Source organism: Desulfovulcanus sp. (genome assembly GCF_982781345.1).
On the sequence record NZ_CEYAEZ010000047.1, the window covers coordinates 1 to 20,056 of the forward strand.

A 20,056-nucleotide genomic window follows, 5' to 3' on the forward strand; every position below is an offset into this window, starting at 1 on the left:
GGCTGCCTGGGATATAAATTATCTTGCAAAGGTTATTTTTAATAAATTTTAGGTGTACTAGTCAAAACAAAATCTGACAGTGGTTATCCTTTCTGGCAGTTGTAAGATTTAGTTAAGGTTGTCAGATTTTGTTTTGACTAGTACACTTGAAAAAACCGCCGCCGTGCTTGGGGTCAGCTGAATACGATTGTTATGTGTGCCTTATCGGGGTATCTTTACATTATCATCGTCATAAATACCTCTTTCGGCCGTTGTATGACATGCAATACAGTTTGATAATGAACCAATGGATTCACGTTCAAAAACTTCAGGGTTTAGCTCATGATGCTCTTCTATGATATAAGGGATATCGGTAATCCTCATATAAACATGATTTCCTAATCTTCGCATAATTTTAACAGCAAGTCCTGACGAAGAGTTTTCTGCACTATTCGATTTTAGATAATCAGAAATAATTTCTTTTGAATCAGGATCAATTTCTACTACCTCTCCGAAATGATCATCTAATTGATTAAGGATCTTCATCCAAGAGGCGGAAGGCAACAGCTCTGGTTGATAAGGGAAATGACACCCACTACACTCTGCTTCATAGGTTGGATTGTTCACAGATTTTAAATAACTTTCATCATGATCATCACGGTCATCATCACCGTGGTGATAGTCATCATCATGGTCGTCATCGTCTGCAATGACAACAGAAGATGGAAGCAGCAACAGAAAAAGAAAACCGATTAAAATCATAGTTTTTGATGCCTTCATGACAACTCCCTTCTGTTTTCATTTGTCTTATTAGTCGTTACCACATAACTTATTTTATATATTATTTCTAACCTCACCTTTTAAACAAAACAAACCATATTTCCACCTCAAAATCAAGAGAAGAGCTCTTTTTTCAAATTTACTAAGAAGTTAAGCATTTCAATACAATATACACAACAAACAACATTCTGCGCCCTGCAAATCTTCCTCGCTTGTAAAAAATTTTTCATTTAATTTGTCAAATTGAGCCTAGATGATTTACCACTTACCCAATACTGTCTATATAAAATTAAAATATTAATTCTTATATTACCAATAAGATAAAAAATAATAATTTTATCAAATATTATTTTGAAAGACACTACTGCTAAAACTAAAAAATCAACTTTTTTACAAAAATATAATCTCATAACTACTTGAAATAACTCAAAACTGCCTACAAAAACGAAATTTTTGCAGGCGCATCTTTCAAATTGGGAAAGAAGTATCTTTGTCTGAACTTGGCACCAGGATTGGTCTGGCCAAACAGACAGTGGAGCGCTATCTTGATTTGCTGGAAAAGTGTTTTGTGATTAAAAAGGTTACAGGGTTTGCCCGTAACTTGCGTAAAGAAGTTTCAAAGACAGCAAGATATTATTTTCTGGATAATGGCATTTTAAATGCCGTAATCAATAATTTTAATCCTCTATCTTTGCGCAACGATGTTTTGGTGAGTTATGGGAAAATTTTATTTTTGTGGAGAGGTTGAAAAGGCAATCATATTTGCAAACCCATACCAGGCATTATTTCTGGCGTACTTATGACCGGCAGGAAATCGATCTGGTGGAGGAAGTTGACGGCAAGTTGGCTGGTTATGAAATTAAATAGGTTCCCAGACGAAAAAAAGCTCCGAAGCTCTGGATAAATACTTATCCTGAAGCTTCTTTTGAACAAATTTCAAAGGATAATTTTCTGGAGTTCATAGTTTAAGATGCGCCTGCAAAAACAGCGAAGCGGAGTTTTTGCAGGCGCATGGCAGACACATGCATTAAATTTCTTTACACACTAAATCACCCATCTCAGAACAACTCACAAGCTGTTTGCCTTCTTCCAGCAAATCTCCGGTCCTGTAACCTTTTGCCAGGACATTTTGCACTGCCTGCTCAATGGCTCTGGCTTCTTCTTTCAGGTTAAAAGAATAATCAAGCATCATGGCCACTGAAAGGATAGTGGCTAAAGGATTAGCCTTGTTTTGACCGGCTATATCCGGGGCTGAGCCGTGAATAGGCTCGTAAAGGGCCGGGCTTTTCTCGCCCATGGAGGCCGAGGGCAACATGCCCAATGAACCGGTAATTACTGCTGCTTCATCTGAAAGAATATCACCAAACAAATTTGAGGTTACTACTACATCAAACTGGGCTGGATCACGCACCAGCTGCATGGCGGCATTATCCACGTACAAATGATTAAGCGTAACATCCGGATATTCTTTACTGACTTCTTCGACTACTTCTCTCCATAACTGAGACACATCCAGGACATTTGCCTTGTCCACAGAAGTGACGAGATTTCTTCTTTTACGCGCCAGTTCAAAGGCCAGGCGTGCAATTCTTCTTATTTCGTCCTCATCATAAATCATGGTGTTAAAGGCCACACGCTTTCCATCGCGAACTTCTTCGCCTTTGGGCTGGCCAAAATAGATCCCGCCGGTAAGTTCCCTTACCACCAAAAGGTCTATTCCCTTATCAACAATATCCGGACGTAAAAGAGAAGCATTTTTGAGCTCAGAAAATAGCTTTGCCGGCCGCAAATTAGCAAACAGGCCCAGTTCTTTTCTGATACCTAAAAGTCCCCTTTCCGGGCGCCTGTCTTTGTCTATATTATCCCATTTTGGCCCGCCAACAGCCCCCAAGAGTACAGCATCGCTTTCTTTACAAATCTCTACTGTCTCCTCAGGCAAAGGAAAACCGGTTTTATCTATGGCCTCTCCACCAATTAATGCTTGTTTTAAGACAAACTCATGACCAAACTTTTGGCCAATAGCTTTCAAAACCTTAACCGCCTGCTCGACTATTTCCGGCCCGATGCCATCTCCTGGGAGCAAGCAAATATTAAACTCCATCTTTATTCTCCTCCTTTAGGCTGCTCTTAAGTACCTTTTCAATAACTAGTGGCCATTCTTTTAATCTCTCACCCGCTCCCGTTGGTCGCTAGAGGCACGGAGTCACAGAGAATTTGCAGGCCCAGCCAGGCCTGTACCAAAAACAGCTACCTGAGCAGAGCTCAGCGAAAAACTCCGTGTCTCTGTGCCTCTAGTAAGCGAAGCGAACGGGCGAAAAAAATTACCCACTGCACCATGCATTGCCACAACTTCTTGAGAAGTTACGCACTTAATCTGTCCCGAACATAATTGATCAGTCCGCCTTTTTGTAAAATCTCTTGCATAAACTCCGGAATAGGGGCTGTTTTAATGGTTTGGCCCGTTGTCTTGTTTTCGATCACTCCCTTAACCGCATCAATTTGCAGCTCATCACCTTCATTTATTTCCTCGATCTTGTCTCCGATTTCCAATAAAACCAGACCCATATTGAATCCATTACGATAAAAAATACGGGCAAAACTATGGGCAATGACCACGTTAATTCCAGCACCTAAAATAGCTATGGGCGCATGCTCCCTGGATGAACCACAACCAAAATTCTTGCCAGCAACAATAACATCACCAGGTTGCACTCGCTTGATCCAACCTTCCTCAAGCCCCTCAAAACAATTTTTACCCAACTCTTCAGGATCAGTAGTGACCAAAAATCTGGCCGGAATAATGGCGTCTGTGTCAATATGATCGCCTACTTTATGGACTCTGCCTGTATATTGCACCTTTTCCTCCCGTATTGGTTTAGTGGTTGAGTAGTTTAGTAGTTGAGTTGTTGAATGATTGAATAATTGAGCAAAAAAGTAATCGAGTTGCCAGACTCTTTAATTCAACATTCATCATTCAACATTCAACATTAAATTTCCCTCGGATGAGTAATTTTACCAGTTATGGCTGTTGCAGCTGCGACCATGGGACTGCCCAGATAAACTTCGCTTTCTAAGCTTCCCATGCGGCCTTTAAAATTGCGGTTGGTGGTTGCCAGACATTTTTCTCCGGCAGCTAAAATACCCATGTGTCCGCCCAAGCACGGGCCGCAGGTTGGTGGCCCAATTATGGCCTCAGCCTCAGCAAAAATTTCCAATAAGCCCTCTTCCAAGGCCTGACGATAAATAGCAGGTGTTGCCGGAAGCACAATAAAACGCACGTTTTTAGCCACCTTATGCCCCTTAATAATTCTGGCCGCATCCCTTAAATCTGAAATCCGGCCATTGGTACATGAACCGAGTACAACCTGGTCCACGGCAACATCCTTTAACTCCTCCACAGGACGTACATTCTCCGGCAGATGTGGGCATGCAACCTGTGGAGACATCCCTGTAACATCAATATCTACCCTACGCACATATTCAGCACCAGGATCAGGAAAAATCTGTTCATCACCATCTCGCCCGTGCTCTTTTGCATAGGCAAGAGTTTTTGAGTCGACAGGAAATAATCCAACTTTTCCCCCGGCTTCAATGGCCATATTGGCCATAGTCATCCGGCCCTCAATATCCATATTTTCCACTACTTCCCCGGTAAACTCCAAGGCCTTATACAGGGCACCATCAACCCCGATTTGACCAATAAGATAAAGAATAAGGTCCTTGGCACCGACATATTTATCTAATTCACCAAAGATATTAACCAGAATACTTTCTGGCACTTTAAACCAGGTCTCGCCCAAGGCCATGGCCCCGGCAATGTCCGTGCTACCAAGACCCGTTGCAAAGGCTCCAAGGCCACCATAAGTGCAGGTATGGCTGTCAGCGCCCACTACTATATCGCCCGGTCCGACCAGGCCCAGTTCGGGCAAAAGTGCATGCTCAACCCCAACATTTCCCCCCTCATAATAATGGGTGATGTTCAACTTTCTGGCAAATTCGCGCACTTTTTTAACCTGCTCAGCAGACTCAATATCTTTATTGGGAGTAAAATGATCACAGACCAGAGCGATCTTGTCCCGATCAAAAACTTTATCCGCACCCATTTTAGCCAAAGATTCTATGGCCAGGGGAGCTGTAATATCATTGGCCAAAACCAGGGAAACTTTACACTGGACAATCTGCCCAGGTTCTTTGATTTCTTCTGCACAGTTTCTTTGCAATAACTTTTGGGCTAAGGTTTGCTCCATTTATTTCTTCCTCCTGTTTTAGTTTAGTAGTTAAGTAGTTGAGTAGTTAAATAGTTGAGTGGTTAGGTTAACCCTGTTTTTCAATTCAACATCCATCATTCAACATTAACCCGCTTCTCCTTTTCCTTCTTAGCCAACCGGTTTAAGGCATTGATATAGGCCTTGGCACTGGCTACTATGATGTCAGCATCAGCCGCCCTTCCAACAGCAGTGACTCCATTTTCCTCCAGTCTGACTGTAACCTCACCCTGGGCATCAGTTCCGCCAGTAATAGCATTAACAGAATAACGCAAAAGTTTAGGATTGCGTTCTGTTAATCTGCAAATGGTATTAAATACTGCATCAATGGGTCCCACGCCAAAGGTTGCTTCCTGTTTCTCTTCGCCATCAACCTTCATCTTCAGGGCAGCACTGGGCGAAGCCTTGTCATCGGAAATGGCAGTGCAGTATAAATAAATCAATTCATATTTATCCGGGATACGGAAAATCTCTTCCAGAACAACAGCCTCTACATCTTCATCATAAACCTGTTTCTTTTTATCGGCCAGACGCTTGACTGCTGTAAACACTTGATTGATCTGCTCTTCCTCCAGACTATAACCCAATTCCTCCAGCTTCTGCTTGAGCGCATGTCTGCCCGAATGCTTACCAATGACCAGATCACTGGAAGTTTTTCCTATACTTTCCGGAGTCATGATTTCGTAGGTCTGACGATGCTTTAACACACCATCCTGATGAATACCTGATTCATGGGCAAAGGCATTGGCCCCGACAATAGGTTTATATGGAGGTATGGGCTGCCCGATAATCATGGATAACAAACGACAGGAAGGGAAAATTTGCTCAGTGACAATATTGGTCTCCAAATTATAATAATCCTTGCGTACACAAAGAGCCATAATTACTTCTTCTAAGGCAGCATTACCTGCACGCTCCCCAATACCGCTTATAGTGACCTCAGCCTGTCTTGCTCCAGCCTCAATCGCGGCCAGGGTATTGGCAACAGCCAGGCCCAGATCATTATGGCAATGAACACTGAAAATAGCCTTATCACTATCAGGAACCTTTTCCAAAAGATATTTAATCAGACGTCCGAACTCCTGGGGCTGGGCATAGCCTACAGTATCCGGGATATTGATCACCCTGGCTCCGGCTTTTATGGCCACATCCACCACCTGAACCAGAAAGTCCCAGTCTGATCTGGAAGCATCTTCAGCGGAAAATTCTACAGTTGGACAAAGAGAGGAAGCAAAAGAGACTGCCTCTCTTGTCATTTCCAAGACCTGTTCCCGGGTCTTGCGTAATTTGTATTCCAAGTGGATGTCAGATGTAGCAATAAAGGTGTGAATGCGTGGATTCTCAGCCTCTTTTACCGCATCCCAGGCGGTTTGAATATCGCGTTGCACTGCCCGGGCAAGCCCTGCCACCTGACAATTTTTTACAGCCCTGGCGATATTTTGCACGGCCTCAAAATCGCCCTGGCTGGCTGCAGGAAATCCAGCCTCGATAATATCTACGCCTAATTTTTCCAGTTGCCTGGCAAGACGCACCTTTTCCTGCAAATTCATGGTCGCACCCGGGGACTGTTCCCCATCACGCAAAGTCGTATCAAAAATAAATACCTTATCTGACATTTTTACCTCCTCTCAAGTTGAGTTGAGTAGGGACACAAAGCATTGTGCCCGCACAGTATAAATATAAATTAAGTAGGCAACTTCAGCCAATCAAATCAATTTAACCAGTAAGTTTTGGCTTGAAATAAGGACCTAAAAACGTCCTAATATGTGGGGGGTTAAGTGGTTTACGAGAGCTCCTTACGGGGCTCCCGTAGCTTGGAAGAATTACGTAGGGGTAGTATTAGGAAAGTATAAATAAGACCGGAGAACAAGTAGCCTATGAAGAACAAGAAACCGAGCAACTTGGGCTCGGATGCTACCAGAACAAAGAGCATGATAATGCTCACCGTAGTTGTAAAAGGATGGGCCTTGACTACTTCCACTTCTTTAAAGGAAGCATATTTTATCCTACTAACCATGGCCAAGGCCAAAACAAAGGTCAAAATCAAGGCCAGTTTAGGTAAAACAGGCTCAACCCAATTTTCCGGAATATACTCGGAAAATAAGACCAGGGTAGCTAAAGTACAGGCAGCAGCCGGGATAGGCAAACCAATAAAAAACTTTTTGGGCAACTCTTTAGCTTGAACATTAAACCTCGCAAGCCTTAAGGCACCGCAAGCCACAAGCAGAAAACTGACTACCAACCCAATACGCCCAAATTTATGCGTCTGCCATAAATAAACCATTACTGCCGGACTAATCCCAAACGAGGACAAATCCGCCAAAGAATCGAACTGGACGCCAAAATCAGAACTGGCCTTGGTAAGCCTTGCCACCTTGCCGTCCATACCATCAAAAAGACAGCTGACCAAAATGGCTATGGCACAATGCTCAAACCGCCCCTCAATGGCCCAAAGCATGCCCAAAAAACCAGAAAACAGACTGGCTGTAGTCAGTAAATTGGGCAGGATATAAAATCCTTTATGTTTGGGACGAATGTCCTGAACCATACCTGTTATAAGTGTAATGCGTTATATTTTTAGTATTATGCCTTTTTTCTTGCAACTATACTTTGACCGGCAAATACTTTATCGTTTATCTTGACTAATGGTTCATATCCATCAGGAAGATAAAGGTCAACCCTGGAACCAAATTTTATCATTCCCAGCCGCTCTCCACGATGCAAATGATCCCCATGCTCAACCCAACAGACAATGCGCCGTGCAATGAGCCCGGCAATCTGGACCACTGTCCAAAATTCTCCCTCTTTATCTTTTAACAATATGGCATTGCGCTCATTATCTTTAGAAGCTTTATCCAAAGAGGCGTTTATAAATTTACCGGGAAAATATTTTATCCCTTCTACCTGTCCGGTTATAGGGGATCTGTTAACATGCACATTAAAAACATTCATAAAGATACAAATGGCCGTCTTTTCCTGGCCGGAAAAAGGGTCTGTCATTTTTTCCACTTTCACTACTTTGCCGTCAGCCGGAGCCACAGCCAGACCGTGTTCCTGAGGAACTACCCGCTGCGGATCACGAAAAAAATTGAGTACAAACAGTGATGCGGCTAAACCTAAAATAGCCAAAAAATTCCATTCCAGCAAAGCAAAGACAATGGTAGCCAAAAATGTCCAGATGATAATTGGCAAACCTTCAAGGCAAAATCCAATACCGGGTTTTAACATCTTATCTCCTTTTAACCTTTTAACTCAACTTTCTGAGTTGTCTAACTCTCTAGAATTTCAACGCTTTTGGCGAGCGCATTTTCTGAAACGCATTATAAACGGCTTGGGTAACACATCTTGGTAAAGCTTGCGGAAAAGCCGTGCATCGGGGGGGCTACCCTATAAAACTATCAAAACACAACATAAATACAGAAACTATTTTGAGCAACACTTAACCCAAAAATCCCTTTATGCACAGCCCGCAAGCAAGCCTTAGATGTGTCCAACTCTTTGTTAGCATTGAAGAAAATGTGTTCGTAAATTAACTCCGAAAGTTGAACTCTTAACCTTTTAACGCGCATACTGTTTTTGCCACTCATCCAGAAACAGGATTGCTGTTTCCAGAGGAGTAAGCTTCCCTTGTTCCTGTCGGATGAAATGAACAATATCTTTAAAATCCACATTTTTAGCCAGTCCCAGCTTATCCAAAAGCTTTTCGAGTTCTTCCTGTAAATCTTCGGGCAAGTCTGTCCACCAGGGTTCATGCTCCTGTTTAAGTCCTTCAAAGTCGAGTTGTTCATCAATATAATCAAGCAGGGTCTGCATTCGATGCACATAAGTATGTTCATTAAGCACCCTGGCCCTGGCCTTGCCGGCAAAAAGCTGGCGCTCTTCCTCGTGTATCAGAAAATAGTCTATCTGCTCCTGCAACTGATCCAAATTTTTAAAGGTGACCAGTTCATCCCGGGCAAAAAGTTCTCCAAGTAAACTACGCTTATCAACCAATTGAAAAGCACCGCAAGCAGCCAATTCAAAGGTCCTGGGATTGACAAAGTCGCCAAGGCTTACCAGATGATCCTCTCTTATGCTGGAATGCAGGTTGAGATTAATTTTACTGGCATTAAAAATTTTTACAGCCTCTTCAGGGCTTATGCGCTGCCCATTTCTTTGTACCAAGGGGGCAAGGGCCACATCACCATCCCATTCCGTGCCCCAAATTTTAAAATCATAATGTAAAAGCTGCTTAAAGGCCTTTCGCCTGTTAGGATAACCTGCCCCTAAAAAAGATACGTCACTACCATACATTTTTTTTTCAACAGGGCTCAAATTCAGGGGACGATGAAAATCCGGCTGGGCAGCCAGTGGAAGATAGAGAGAGTTATTCACTCCGATTTTTTTCAGTTCAGAAAAAAAAGGCTCTTTTTGGATCACGGCAAAGAAGTCGTAATAAGGAGCAAAAGCCCGCCAATAGCCAAAAACTCGATAGTCCTCCACAAACCACATGGCGGTTGCCACGCCATCCCGGCGCAATTGGTTCAAAGTCTGCCTGCTCAAAGGCGCTTGAGCCATTGCCAGAACCAGGTGAGGCCCGAAATTGTCCACCTTGGCCCGCACACCGTTGGAGACTACCTGTAAAAAGCTATTTTCCAGGTACTCCAAATCAGTGGAGCGAATTCGAAGTTTCTTTAAGGCCGTAAAAGCCGAGTAAAACTCAGGCGCATCAAACACCTCAACCAGATGCCCCATATCTTTAAGTGCCTGAGCACAGTACTGGCCTATGGGTAAAGAGCGGCCATACATGGGCAGGACAACGAGGATTTTAAGTTTCTTCTTCATCTTGTCTGACATAATCAATACAGCTTTGGGTCATATCATCCATAAGCATCCCATGCTCAAAACCAGCCAAATGTAAAATCCCATGCGTAAGCAGACGCACAAGATGCTCTTGTTCCTCTTGACCATATAAAAAGATTTCCCTGCTTAAGGTATCGATGCTTAAAACCAGCTGCCCCAAGAGCTGTGGATTATTCTCATCTTCTGCTGGGAAACTAAGTACATTGGTTGGACCAACACAGCCTAAAAATTTTTTATTTAATTCTTCAATGCTGTGATCATCAACCAGTTCCACTTCTAGATGTTTTTCAGTCAGCCCCAAAAAAGACATGATTTTTTCCAGGATGGGTAAAAGTTCACGTTTGCTTATAGGCAGCGTAGGATTTATACGAGAATTTGTTTTTAAATATATCATCTTCTCAACTTCTTATCTTCCTCCTTGCTTCTCAACTTCTTCTTCCCGGCTCTCATATCGTTCATAGGCCTTAACAATTCGTCCGACCAAATTATGACGGATGACGTCCTGTTCATCAAAATAAACAAACTTGATTCCCTTCACATTCTCTAAGACTCTCTGGGCTTGGATCAGGCCAGATTTCGTTGTCCCTGGCAAATCAATTTGGGTCACATCGCCGGTAACCACCGCCTTGGACCCGAAACCCATCCTGGTCAAAAACATCTTCATCTGCTCCGGCGTAGTATTTTGAGCCTCGTCCAAGATAATAAAGGCGTCATTTAATGTTCTTCCTCGCATAAAGGCTAGCGGTGCCACTTCAATCACGCCTGTTTCCAACATTTCCTGGACTTTCCTAAAATCAAGCATATCATGCAATGCATCGTAAAGAGGTCTTAAATATGGGGTGACCTTTTCCAGCATATCACCGGGCAAAAAACCGAGTTTTTCCCCTGCTTCCACAGCAGGCCTGGCTAGAATCAACCTCTTGACTTTCTTTTGCATCAAAAAGGATACTGCCACCGCTACTGCCAGATAGGTCTTGCCTGTTCCAGCCGGCCCAATCCCAAAGACAAGATCACTGTCCTTTATAGCCTGCAAATAGTTTCTCTGGCTTAATGTCTTGGGGGCAATAGTCTTCCTGGGCGAAACCACAAATACTTCCTGCTTAAAAATCTTCTTTAAACTGGCATTACTATCCTTGGATAGTATTTTAAGCCCCGCTTCAATATCCTGTGGATAAACCTTATACCCCGACTTTAAGAGGTCATAAAATTGTACCAAACAATTTTTGGCCCAGTCCAAGGAGTGCTTATCTCTGGCCTTGAGGTAAATGCTTGTCCCCCGGCTTTCTATCAAGGTATTTGTGGTCTTGTGGATTATGTCCAGATTCTGTCCATAGGGTCCAAATAGTTCTTGAACCAAGGCACTGTCTTTAAAGGTAATACTTGTTTCTAAAAAATTTTCCATTACTTTCCTTTATCTTAAAAATTCCTCAAATAGACTAAACTATTGTGATTATGCGTCATGGCGAGGGAGAGTAACAAAATTACTTTAAGCATACTTTTGCAAACATCTCAATTCATAATTTGTGATGCGGAATTTTAAAGATCACAAAAAGCTTAATCAAACTCATATTTAGGTCAACTCAACCTCAAGACGAGCAACCTCCCCTAAAAGGTAATTAAATGGCTCATATAAAAATGTCAAAACAACAAGGTTGAGAGGGGCGCATTTGCTAGCTGCACCTACCACGTCAAATGTGGAAATATTGTGAAATAATTACGATAAAATTGTAGCATAAAAACCTAAGCCGGACTCATCTAACAGAAAATAATAAGGCTCATGTGGGAGAAAATTTGGTAGCCCAGCAGACTGAGAATGCACCCGGTTGTGAGAGCTCTTTTTTCACTAGAAAATCGAAACGATTTCGGTTATGAGCAGGCGGTTTGATTTTCTAGTTTCCTGACCAAACCTTACCAATCTCAAATCAATCGGAGCGGTCATATGGACTTTAAACTGCTTTTAACCACATTTGGGACTTTATTCCTAGCTGAACTAGGAGATAAAACCCAGCTGGCCTGTATAATGATGGCTGCCAAAACCCAAAAACCATGGACGGTTTTTGTAGGCTCTTCCCTTGCCCTTATTAGTGTAAGTTTCTTAGGCGTACTCTTCGCCAATTTTATTTGCCACTATATTTCCGGTGATCTAATCAAGAAAATCGCTGCCTCTGGTTTTGTCCTAGTAGGCATTTTAATGTTTTTTGATAAGGTATAAAGCTTGATAGTGGCAACCCCGGCCGGTTGCCCCAACATGGAGGATTAGAAGGTTAAAATTCCGTGAGAGGGACGAGCCTGAAAAATTAAATTTTTATCCAGCACAAAAATTCTAGAGCCCATACCACGGACTAAAAACAACGAATTACCAAGAAAGGAGTTTGCCAAATGGATCTTTACGATCTTTTCTTCTATCTTTCGCTAGGGGCCGGTTTTCTTATGGCCTTTAATCTGGGAGCGAATGATGTGGCCAATTCCATGGCATCCGCAGTCGGTGCCAGGGCCATCACAGTGCGGCAGGCAGTTTTTATTGCCGGCATTTTAAACTTTGTCGGTGCTGTTTTTTTAGGCTCTCATGTCACAGCCACCATCAGCAAAGGCATTATCAATGCCCAATATATCACTGACCCCAAAATAATCATGATAGGGATGTTTGCCGCCCTTCTTTCCGCAGCCCTGTGGGTGCTCGTAGCCACCCTAACTGCCTTGCCAGTCTCATCAACCCACTCCATTGTCGGAGGGATATTAGGCTTCGGCCTCGTGGCTGGCGGACCCTCTGTGGTCAACTGGTTAAAAATGGGGGGTATTGTTCTTTCCTGGATTATTTCACCTTTCTTTGCGGCGACAATAGCCTACCTGATCTTTACCCACATTCGCAGAACCATTTTCTTTCGTCGCGAGTTTCTCAAACAAGCCCAGAAGTGGGGACCTATCTGGATGGGGCTGACTATTTTTTTAATTGCCCTATCTTTTCTATATAAAACCCCAATTGGTAAAAAGCTGCACCTGCCCTGGTCAATTTCCCTGCTCATTGCCCTGGCCCTGGCCACATTTATCTGGGCTCTCGGAAATTACTTCGTAAAAAAAATCGTTACCGACAAGCTGGAAGGAGCTGAAGGGGTAGAGATGATTTTTCGCCGTCTGCAGGTTGGCACTTCCTGTTACGTTGCTCTCTCTCAAGGCGCCAACGATGTAGCCAATGCCATTGGTCCGGTTGCAGCCATCTATCTAATATCCAAGCAACATATGCTCCTGGCTAAAGCCGAAATTCCAACCTATATTTTGGTTCTGGGCGGACTAGGCATCGCAGTTGGAATAACTGTCCTGGGACATAAAGTCATGGCCACAGTAGGCGAAAAGATAACCACCTTGACCAACACGCGTGGATTTGCCGTGGACTTTGGCGCGGCCAGTACCGTTTTGGCCGCATCCAATCTTGGGTTGCCGGTTTCAACCACCCATGCTGCGGTAGGTGCTGTGGTCGGTGTTGGCTTGGCCAGAGGATTTACTGCCGTGGACTTTAAGGTTCTTGGCAGAATCGTTGTCTATTGGGTGCTCACCGTGCCCATTGCTGCGCTTACCAGTATAATTATTTTTCAAATATTGAAATGGATTATCTATTAAATTAATACCCGACCAAAAAACAAGATTGAATTTTTTTATAATTAAGCCGGATATTTTTTTTGTTTGTAGAATCTGTTTATATATTTTATAACATTTGTTTAATAAACACAAAACTCCCTAACGACGACTTAATTAAGGAGGATATATTATGCTAAAGATACCTTTTTTTGGTCTATTAACTCCACGTTCCCCCATGGAAGGACTGGTAGAGCACTATGATAAAATAGCTGGGTGCGTAAAAATTATCAAAGAATCTTTGGAATGCTATGTATCTGGAGGAGGCGCTTGTCGCGAGTTTCAGGAACTGACCAGAGAAATTGATCAAATTGAAAACCACGCGGACAAAATCAAACGAAATATCCGCAACCATCTGCCTCGTAGCCTATTTATGGCTGTAGATAAGACACTCTTTTTAAACTATACTAAAAGTCAGGACAATATCCTGGATTCAGCCCAGGATGCACTCCAATGGCTTGGTATGCGTCAGGTGGTTATCCCTGAAGAATTTCAAAAAGATCTCATCTTTCTGATTGATGAAGTCGCTTCAGCCACAGAATTATTGGGACCGGCCCTGAAAGCCACAATCGCCTTTGTCCATGGGGAGATATTAGATCGCGAAGGAACTAAGGAGAAATATCGGGCAGTGCGCCAACAAAGATTCAACATCCAACGTGCCAAGAGAGAATTGACCATTAAAATCTATAACTCAGACCTGGACTTTAAAGATATCTACCAGCTCATCCATTTTGTGGACTGCCTGGATAATATGGGCCATAATTGTGAGAACTGTGCAGATATCTTAAGGGCCATGATCGCCAGATAGTTTTTGAGTTGATTAATGAGTATATTGAGTTCATTATTGCGTTTATTGACTTCATTATCAGGTTTGTTGAGTTCGATTTTATTATCACAAAACAAACAATACAATAAACGCATGTCTACCTTTTCCCGTTTGATTACTCTGCTTCTAAGCCTGGGTGTAGTAACTTGCGCCTTTGCCAGGGAAATCCCCTGGCAATTGGAAGCGGACAAAATTGTGGCCCAAAAAGATGCCGGATTGGTAGAAGCATCCGGGTCTGTTTTCCTCTTTAAAGGAGATGATTATCTCCAGGCCGACTATGCCCGCTTTTATCCGGATACTCACTGGGTCTATTTACGCGGCCACGTCAAAATCAAATGGCAGGAAGATTATCTACAGGCTGAAGAAGCTGAATTTGATTTAAAAAATAAAGTAGGCTGGCTCAAAAACGGCCAAATATTCCTGGCCAAAGAAAATATTTACTTTAAAGGCGAACAACTGGAGAAAACGGGAAAAGATACTTACAAATTCAAAGAAGCAACAGTGACCAGTTGTAATGGCGAGCGTCCGGCCTGGTCATTGAAAACCTCTGAGGGTGAATTAACCATCGATGGCTATGCAAAGCTCTGGAATCCTCGCTTTCAGGTAAAAGGTAAACCTGTCCTTTATGCTCCCTATCTGATTGTGCCGGTTAAAACCAAACGCCAAAGCGGTCTTCTGATTCCTCAAATAAGCCACAGTGACCGTCTGGGCTTGAACATCAACCAACCTTACTATCAGGTAATTGATGATGAAAACGATTTCACTATTTTTGAAAATTATTATAGCCGAAAAGGAATCATGCATGGCCTGGAATTTCGGCACACTCCAAATCTTGTTACCAAAGGGCTCTGGCGCTTTGACTATTTAAAGGACAAAAAAGAAAAGACCGAAGCTGACGAAGACCCTCAATTTCAGGGCGACGGCCTGATTAGACCCAATACAGACCGTTTCTGGCTTCGGGGAAAATATAATGGTTATCTTTTCTCTCCTGAATGGAAAACCAAGATAGACCTGGATATTGTTTCTGATCAAAACTATTTACGCGAGTTTCACAGTGGTCTTTCCGGCTTTAAGCGGACTAGAAGAGAAATGCTAAAACAATTTGGTAGGGATATTGAGGACAATGACGATCTTACCCGCACCAATACCTTGAGTCTGTCCAGAAGCTGGACTAATATTGGCCTTGATGCTCGCGTTGTTTACACACAAAACCTTAAATATGCCAATAACAATCTGGAACCGGCCAAAAACCCCACACTTCAACGTTTGCCAGAACTAAATCTGGATATTTATAAAACACCCATTGCCCGTACTCCTCTTGAATTTGAAGCCGAAAATCAATTGGTCTATTTTTGGCGAGAATATGGGACAAGAGGGACCAGAATTGACCTCCATCCCAAAATAAGCCTTCCTCTCAAAACCAGCTATCTCACGCTTATCCCCAAGGTCGGCTGGCGACAAACAATTTATTTCATTGATAAATTTGAAAACGACCCACAGGATAGAGACACACAGCACAGGCAGCAATCAAGGGGAATTTATGACATAGCCCTCAGCGCTAGTACTGAAATGTTTCGTCTCTATGATCTTGAAACGGGCGCAAAGCTTGAAAAACCTGGTCAGTCAGAGTGGACTATGCTCAAGCACACAATAACCCCGAAACTTGATTACACTTATATTCCGGAAAAAGACCAGGATGAACTACCCTATTTTGATTCTATAGACCGCATTGGGGCCGAAGACCAGTTAACCTATTCTCTGATCAATTTGGTTACCCGCCGCAAAGACACGCTGGTGGCTGATGCAGAGACCAATTCCACGACCATCAACAAGGATTATCTTGATTTCTTGCGCCTAAAGCTCGAACAAAGCTATGATTTCCGGGAGTCAAGACGCAAGACCGACCTTGACAATTATCCCCGGAGACCATTTTCTGACCTGCTTGCTGATCTCACCTTAAAACCTGATCGATATTTATCTCTAACTTCCAAGACCTACTATTCTTTTTATCTAAACAAAGTCACGGAACATGAACACTACTTGACCCTGTCCTGGCCTGAAAAGATATCCGTCTGGTTCGGTCTGGATTTTCAGGAAAAAATCGATGAGTATAAACGTAAGCGTGAGAACAGAGTTAAAATCTTAAATCTAGGTTCCCAGGTTGACTTTATTCCTAACTGGAGGGCTAGAATTTCCTATAGTAAAGACTTGGAACTTGACCAGGAACTTATACGTTCGCTAACTCTTACTTACCTGCATCAATGCTTTACCCTGGACCTTATTTTTACCCGCACAGACTTTGAAGATCGTTACGAACTAAGACTTAACCTGCTCAACCTGGGCAGCATTGGAGGATAACCCTGGGCAAAATAAAAATCCTGCCTCCAGAACTGCAGAACCAAATTGCGGCCGGAGAGGTGGTTGAGCGTCCGGCCAGCGTGGTCAAAGAACTCATTGAAAACAGCCTGGATGCTCAGGCCACAAGGATTATCGTCAAGTTAGAAGCAGGCGGACAAAGACTGATTCAGGTCCAGGATAATGGACATGGCATAACTGCGCAGGATTTACCCCTGGCCTTAACCCGTCATGCAACCAGCAAACTTTTTAGCTTAAATGATTTGCAGGCTATAAACAGTTTCGGTTTTCGCGGAGAAGCCCTGCCCAGCATAGCATCGGTCTCTCACCTGACCATTTCATCTATCAGCAGCGAACAAAAGGAAGGACATTTTGTAGAAGTTATGTTCGGCCGCATCATAGATCAGGGTCCGGCAGCTATTCCTTCCGGCACTAAAGTCAAAGTAGAGAACCTTTTGGCCAATGTTCCTGCCAGGCTAAAATTTCTAAAGAAACAAACCACAGAACATAAAAAATGTACTGACATCTTTTGCCGCTTAAGTTTGGCCAACCTGGATACTGACTTTGAACTTTTTTCCGGTTCTCGTTCCAACCTAAGATTTTTTTCCGGCGAAACGCTTTTAGGTCGCCTGCAAAAAATTTGGCCCAAAAAAATTGTCGACGGATTAAAGCCGTTTGCATTGGAGGCAGAAAGTCTACACATTCACGGGCTTGCCGGTTCTCCTGACACGGCCCAAGGAAGGTCCGAGCGTATCTACTTCTATGTCAACAGCAGGCCGGTCACGGATAAACTACTCCTGTCTGCTTTGAGACAAGCCTATAAAGGAACCCTTTTAAGCCGCGAATTTCCCCAAGCCGTTTTGTTTATTGATCTCCCACCAGATGAAGTGGATGTAAATGTACATCCGGCCAAAGCCGAGGTCAGATTCAGAGATGAACAATTTATTTTCTCTCGGGTAGTCAAGGCCGTTGGACAAATTTTTATAACCAGGATCCCTGTACCTGAGCTTCCAAAATCTGATTCTCCTATTTCCCGACCCAAATCTGTCCAGCATCTGCCTCTAAGCCCCCCCCCTCAACAAACCCGTTCAGCGGAACAACCAATAGAACCATTCCGGTCATCTGAGCCGGAGTTTGTTCACGACCCAGTACAAGACACTTATATTCAATACTCAAATTTTTCAGGCGTATCCAATGCGCCCCTACAATCCTTAAATGAGCCCATTTACCTGGGACAGATTGACAAAACCTATTTGCTCCTGAAAATAAACAATCAATTCATAATTTTGGACCAACACGCTGCCCATGAACGTATCCTCTACGAGCAAAACAAAAGAAGAGGATTTAAAGGAATCAAAAAGAATCTGGTTCTTCCGATAGAGTTCGGTCTCCAGCCAGGAGAACAAAAGGCTCTGACTGTTTACTGGCCCAAACTCATGCAGCTTGGCTTTGTCCTGGAGCAGGTTACGCCTGAAAGAGTCCTTATAAAGGCTGTTCCAAAAGATTTAAACTCTGGCCAGGCCAAAGAATTTTTGCATACCCTTTTAAGCAGACAAATTGACACCCTTGAACAGATGTGGATCCTTATGGCATGTCGGGCAGCCATAAAAGCCGGGCAGGAACTAACCAATGACGAGGCCATGGGTTTGATAGATTCGTGGCTTGCATGTCCCGATAAAGACTATTGCCCTCATGGCCGGCCTGTGGCTATTGTGCTGGAAAACAGGCTGCTGGAGAAAATGTTTAAAAGAAAATAGTTTATTAGGCATTCACTGCGTTTATTATGTTCGTTGAGTTTCTTAGGTTTTATTAGGTTGTCAGGTTCATTTACAAACTCTACAACCTTTCTTCACATTCGCATCAAAAAGGAGGTTCTATGAATATCTTAGTAGTTGGTTCAGGTGGCCGGGAACATGCCCTGGCCTGGAAAATAAAGCAAAGCCCTTTGGTCAAAAAATTATATATAGCTCCGGGCAATGGCGGAACAGCACAAGAAGGAAAAAATGTGCCCATAAGTGCTGATGATATCCCTGAACTTGTCAAATTTGCCCAGGACAAAAAAATTGACCTGGTAGTAGCCGGCCCTGAACTCCCCCTGGTTTTGGGGCTAAAAAACTCCCTGGACAAGGCTGGCATCCCCTGTTTTGGCCCTGGGGCTTTTGCCGCTCAATTGGAAGGCAGCAAGGCCTTTGCCAAATCACTTATGGCTGAAGCAGAGGTGCCAACGGCAGATTTTAAGGCTTTTGATGATTATATCATGGCCAAAGAATATCTTGCTACTCAAAAACCTCCTATCGTAATTAAGGCTGATGGCCTGGCCGCAGGCAAAGGCGTCATTATTGCCGAAACCATGGAAGAAGCCCAAAAAGCTCTGGAAGACATGATGGTCCAAAAAATATTTGGTGCCGCAGGTGAGAGGGTGGTCATTGAAGAAGCCCTCACGGGCGAAGAGGCTTCCTTCCTGGCCTTCTGTGATGGGCACAACATTGCCTTTCTTCCATCTTCACAGGATCACAAACGTATTGGCGAAAACGATACCGGCCCCAACACCGGCGGCATGGGTGCCTACAGTCCGGCCCCAATCTTGCCTGAAGATAAATTTGAAGAAACAGCAGATCTTGTAATCAAACCGATAATTCAACACCTGGAGGAAATGGGCCACCCGTTTAAAGGCGTTCTCTATGCAGGTCTGATGATTACAGATTCCGGGCCAAAAGTCTTGGAGTATAATGTCCGTTTTGGTGATCCTGAGTGTCAGCCTCTGCTTATGCGTCTTGAAAATGACCTGGTAGAGGTCATGCTGGCCTGCGTGGAAGGAACCCTAAATAAAGTCCCGTTGAAAATTAACCCCAAACATAGCATGTGTGTTGTCCTGGCAGCCAAGGGGTATCCGGGATCTTATGCCAAAGGACATGAAATATCAGGCATAGAAGAGGCAGACAACTTGCCGGGCGTAAAAGTTTTTCATGCTGGCACAAGCCTCAAGGACGGGCAGGTTATCACCAATGGTGGTAGGGTACTCGGAGTTACAGCCCTGGGTGATGATCTAAAGCAAGCCAAAGAAAATGCCTATGCAGCTGTCAGCAAAATAAGCTTTGAAGATATGTATTTCAGGCGAGATATTGGAGATAAGGGATTAAAATACGGCAACTAAAGAGCCTGTGGCCAAACCCTGTTTTAACCGCTGATTGAAAGTCTTGGTTTCTGAAATGCATTACAAACGGCTTGGGTAAGCCATCTTGGCGAAGTTTACGGAAAAACAGAGCATCGGGGTGAATGGGCTAAATGTTTTGAGAGATTGACCATAACTATCGATAATAAAAAAATATTTGTTTACCCAAAATATCCCATTATGCTCTGTCCGCAAGCAAGTTTTAGA

Annotated in this window: 18 protein-coding genes; 8 read left to right on the plus strand and 10 right to left on the minus strand. The window is 43.4% G+C overall.

Annotated elements, in window-relative coordinates; translation table 11 throughout:
- Positions 1-201: 201 nt before the first annotated feature.
- Positions 202-759 (minus strand): diheme cytochrome c, encoded by a 558-nt coding sequence (locus AC3WVG_RS08155; RefSeq protein WP_488797646.1) that lies wholly within the window; start codon positions 757-759, stop codon positions 202-204.
- Positions 760-1,231: 472 nt separating this feature from the next.
- Between AC3WVG_RS08155 and AC3WVG_RS08160 the strand changes: the two genes are divergently transcribed.
- Both AC3WVG_RS08160 and AC3WVG_RS08165 read left to right on the plus strand, forming a co-directional pair.
- Complete coding sequence (locus AC3WVG_RS08160) at positions 1,232-1,507, plus strand: DUF4143 domain-containing protein (protein WP_488797661.1); 276 nt, start codon at positions 1,232-1,234, stop codon at positions 1,505-1,507.
- Positions 1,504-1,626: a DUF4143 domain-containing protein gene (locus AC3WVG_RS08165; RefSeq protein ID WP_488797647.1), complete on the plus strand. Its 123-nt coding sequence runs from the start codon at positions 1,504-1,506 to the stop codon at positions 1,624-1,626. Before AC3WVG_RS08160 ends, AC3WVG_RS08165 begins: the two co-directional genes overlap by 4 nt.
- A 160-nt stretch (positions 1,627-1,786) precedes the next feature.
- Here the strand turns inward: AC3WVG_RS08165 and leuB are convergent, their stop codons facing one another.
- The 9 genes from leuB to AC3WVG_RS08210 form a co-directional block, all read right to left on the minus strand.
- Positions 1,787-2,860 (minus strand): 3-isopropylmalate dehydrogenase, encoded by a 1,074-nt coding sequence (gene leuB, locus AC3WVG_RS08170; protein WP_488797648.1) that lies wholly within the window; start codon positions 2,858-2,860, stop codon positions 1,787-1,789.
- Positions 2,861-3,120: 260 nt separating this feature from the next.
- Positions 3,121-3,615 (minus strand): 3-isopropylmalate dehydratase small subunit, encoded by a 495-nt coding sequence (locus tag AC3WVG_RS08175; protein ID WP_488797649.1) that lies wholly within the window; start codon positions 3,613-3,615, stop codon positions 3,121-3,123.
- Between the two features lie 131 nt (positions 3,616-3,746).
- A complete protein-coding gene (leuC, locus tag AC3WVG_RS08180) occupies positions 3,747-5,006 on the minus strand; it encodes a 3-isopropylmalate dehydratase large subunit (RefSeq protein WP_488797650.1) in 1,260 nt (419 codons plus the stop codon).
- A gap of 95 nt (positions 5,007-5,101) precedes the next feature.
- Entirely contained in the window at positions 5,102-6,640 is a 1,539-nt protein-coding gene (locus AC3WVG_RS08185) for a 2-isopropylmalate synthase (RefSeq protein ID WP_488797651.1), read from the minus strand.
- A 167-nt stretch (positions 6,641-6,807) separates the two neighbouring features.
- Complete coding sequence (gene pssA / locus AC3WVG_RS08190; protein ID WP_488797652.1) at positions 6,808-7,572, minus strand: CDP-diacylglycerol--serine O-phosphatidyltransferase; 765 nt, start codon at positions 7,570-7,572, stop codon at positions 6,808-6,810.
- A gap of 35 nt (positions 7,573-7,607) precedes the next feature.
- On the minus strand, positions 7,608-8,252 hold the full coding sequence (locus AC3WVG_RS08195) for a phosphatidylserine decarboxylase family protein (protein ID WP_488797653.1): 645 nt from the start codon (positions 8,250-8,252) through the stop codon (positions 7,608-7,610).
- Between the two features lie 330 nt (positions 8,253-8,582).
- Positions 8,583-9,860, minus strand: a complete 1,278-nt coding sequence (locus AC3WVG_RS08200; protein WP_488797654.1) for a CgeB family protein — start codon at positions 9,858-9,860, stop codon at positions 8,583-8,585.
- Positions 9,832-10,260: an rRNA maturation RNase YbeY gene (gene ybeY / locus AC3WVG_RS08205; RefSeq protein WP_488797655.1), complete on the minus strand. Its 429-nt coding sequence runs from the start codon at positions 10,258-10,260 to the stop codon at positions 9,832-9,834. Before ybeY ends, AC3WVG_RS08200 begins: the two co-directional genes overlap by 29 nt.
- Before the next feature lie 12 nt (positions 10,261-10,272).
- Positions 10,273-11,268: a PhoH family protein gene (locus AC3WVG_RS08210; protein ID WP_488797656.1), complete on the minus strand. Its 996-nt coding sequence runs from the start codon at positions 11,266-11,268 to the stop codon at positions 10,273-10,275.
- 537 nt (positions 11,269-11,805) lie between these two features.
- Between AC3WVG_RS08210 and AC3WVG_RS08215 the strand changes: the two genes are divergently transcribed.
- From AC3WVG_RS08215 to purD, 6 genes are all read left to right on the plus strand, one after another.
- Positions 11,806-12,078 carry a TMEM165/GDT1 family protein gene (locus tag AC3WVG_RS08215; RefSeq protein WP_488797657.1) on the plus strand — a complete coding sequence of 91 codons (273 nt, stop codon included), beginning with the start codon at positions 11,806-11,808 and terminating at the stop codon, positions 12,076-12,078.
- A gap of 167 nt (positions 12,079-12,245) precedes the next feature.
- Positions 12,246-13,481 (plus strand): inorganic phosphate transporter, encoded by a 1,236-nt coding sequence (locus AC3WVG_RS08220; protein ID WP_488797658.1) that lies wholly within the window; start codon positions 12,246-12,248, stop codon positions 13,479-13,481.
- 145 nt (positions 13,482-13,626) lie between these two features.
- Positions 13,627-14,304, plus strand: coding sequence for a DUF47 domain-containing protein (locus AC3WVG_RS08225; RefSeq protein WP_488797662.1), 678 nt, complete (start codon positions 13,627-13,629; stop codon positions 14,302-14,304).
- Between the two features lie 66 nt (positions 14,305-14,370).
- Positions 14,371-16,680, plus strand: coding sequence for an LPS-assembly protein LptD (locus AC3WVG_RS08230; RefSeq protein ID WP_488797659.1), 2,310 nt, complete (start codon positions 14,371-14,373; stop codon positions 16,678-16,680).
- Positions 16,681-16,700: 20 nt separating this feature from the next.
- The gene (gene mutL, locus AC3WVG_RS08235) at positions 16,701-18,434 is read left to right on the plus strand and encodes a DNA mismatch repair endonuclease MutL (protein WP_488797663.1); all 1,734 of its coding nucleotides are present in this window, start codon (positions 16,701-16,703) and stop codon (positions 18,432-18,434) included.
- A 119-nt stretch (positions 18,435-18,553) separates the two neighbouring features.
- On the plus strand, positions 18,554-19,831 hold the full coding sequence (gene purD, locus AC3WVG_RS08240) for a phosphoribosylamine--glycine ligase (RefSeq protein WP_488797660.1): 1,278 nt from the start codon (positions 18,554-18,556) through the stop codon (positions 19,829-19,831).
- Positions 19,832-20,056 lie beyond the last annotated feature (225 nt).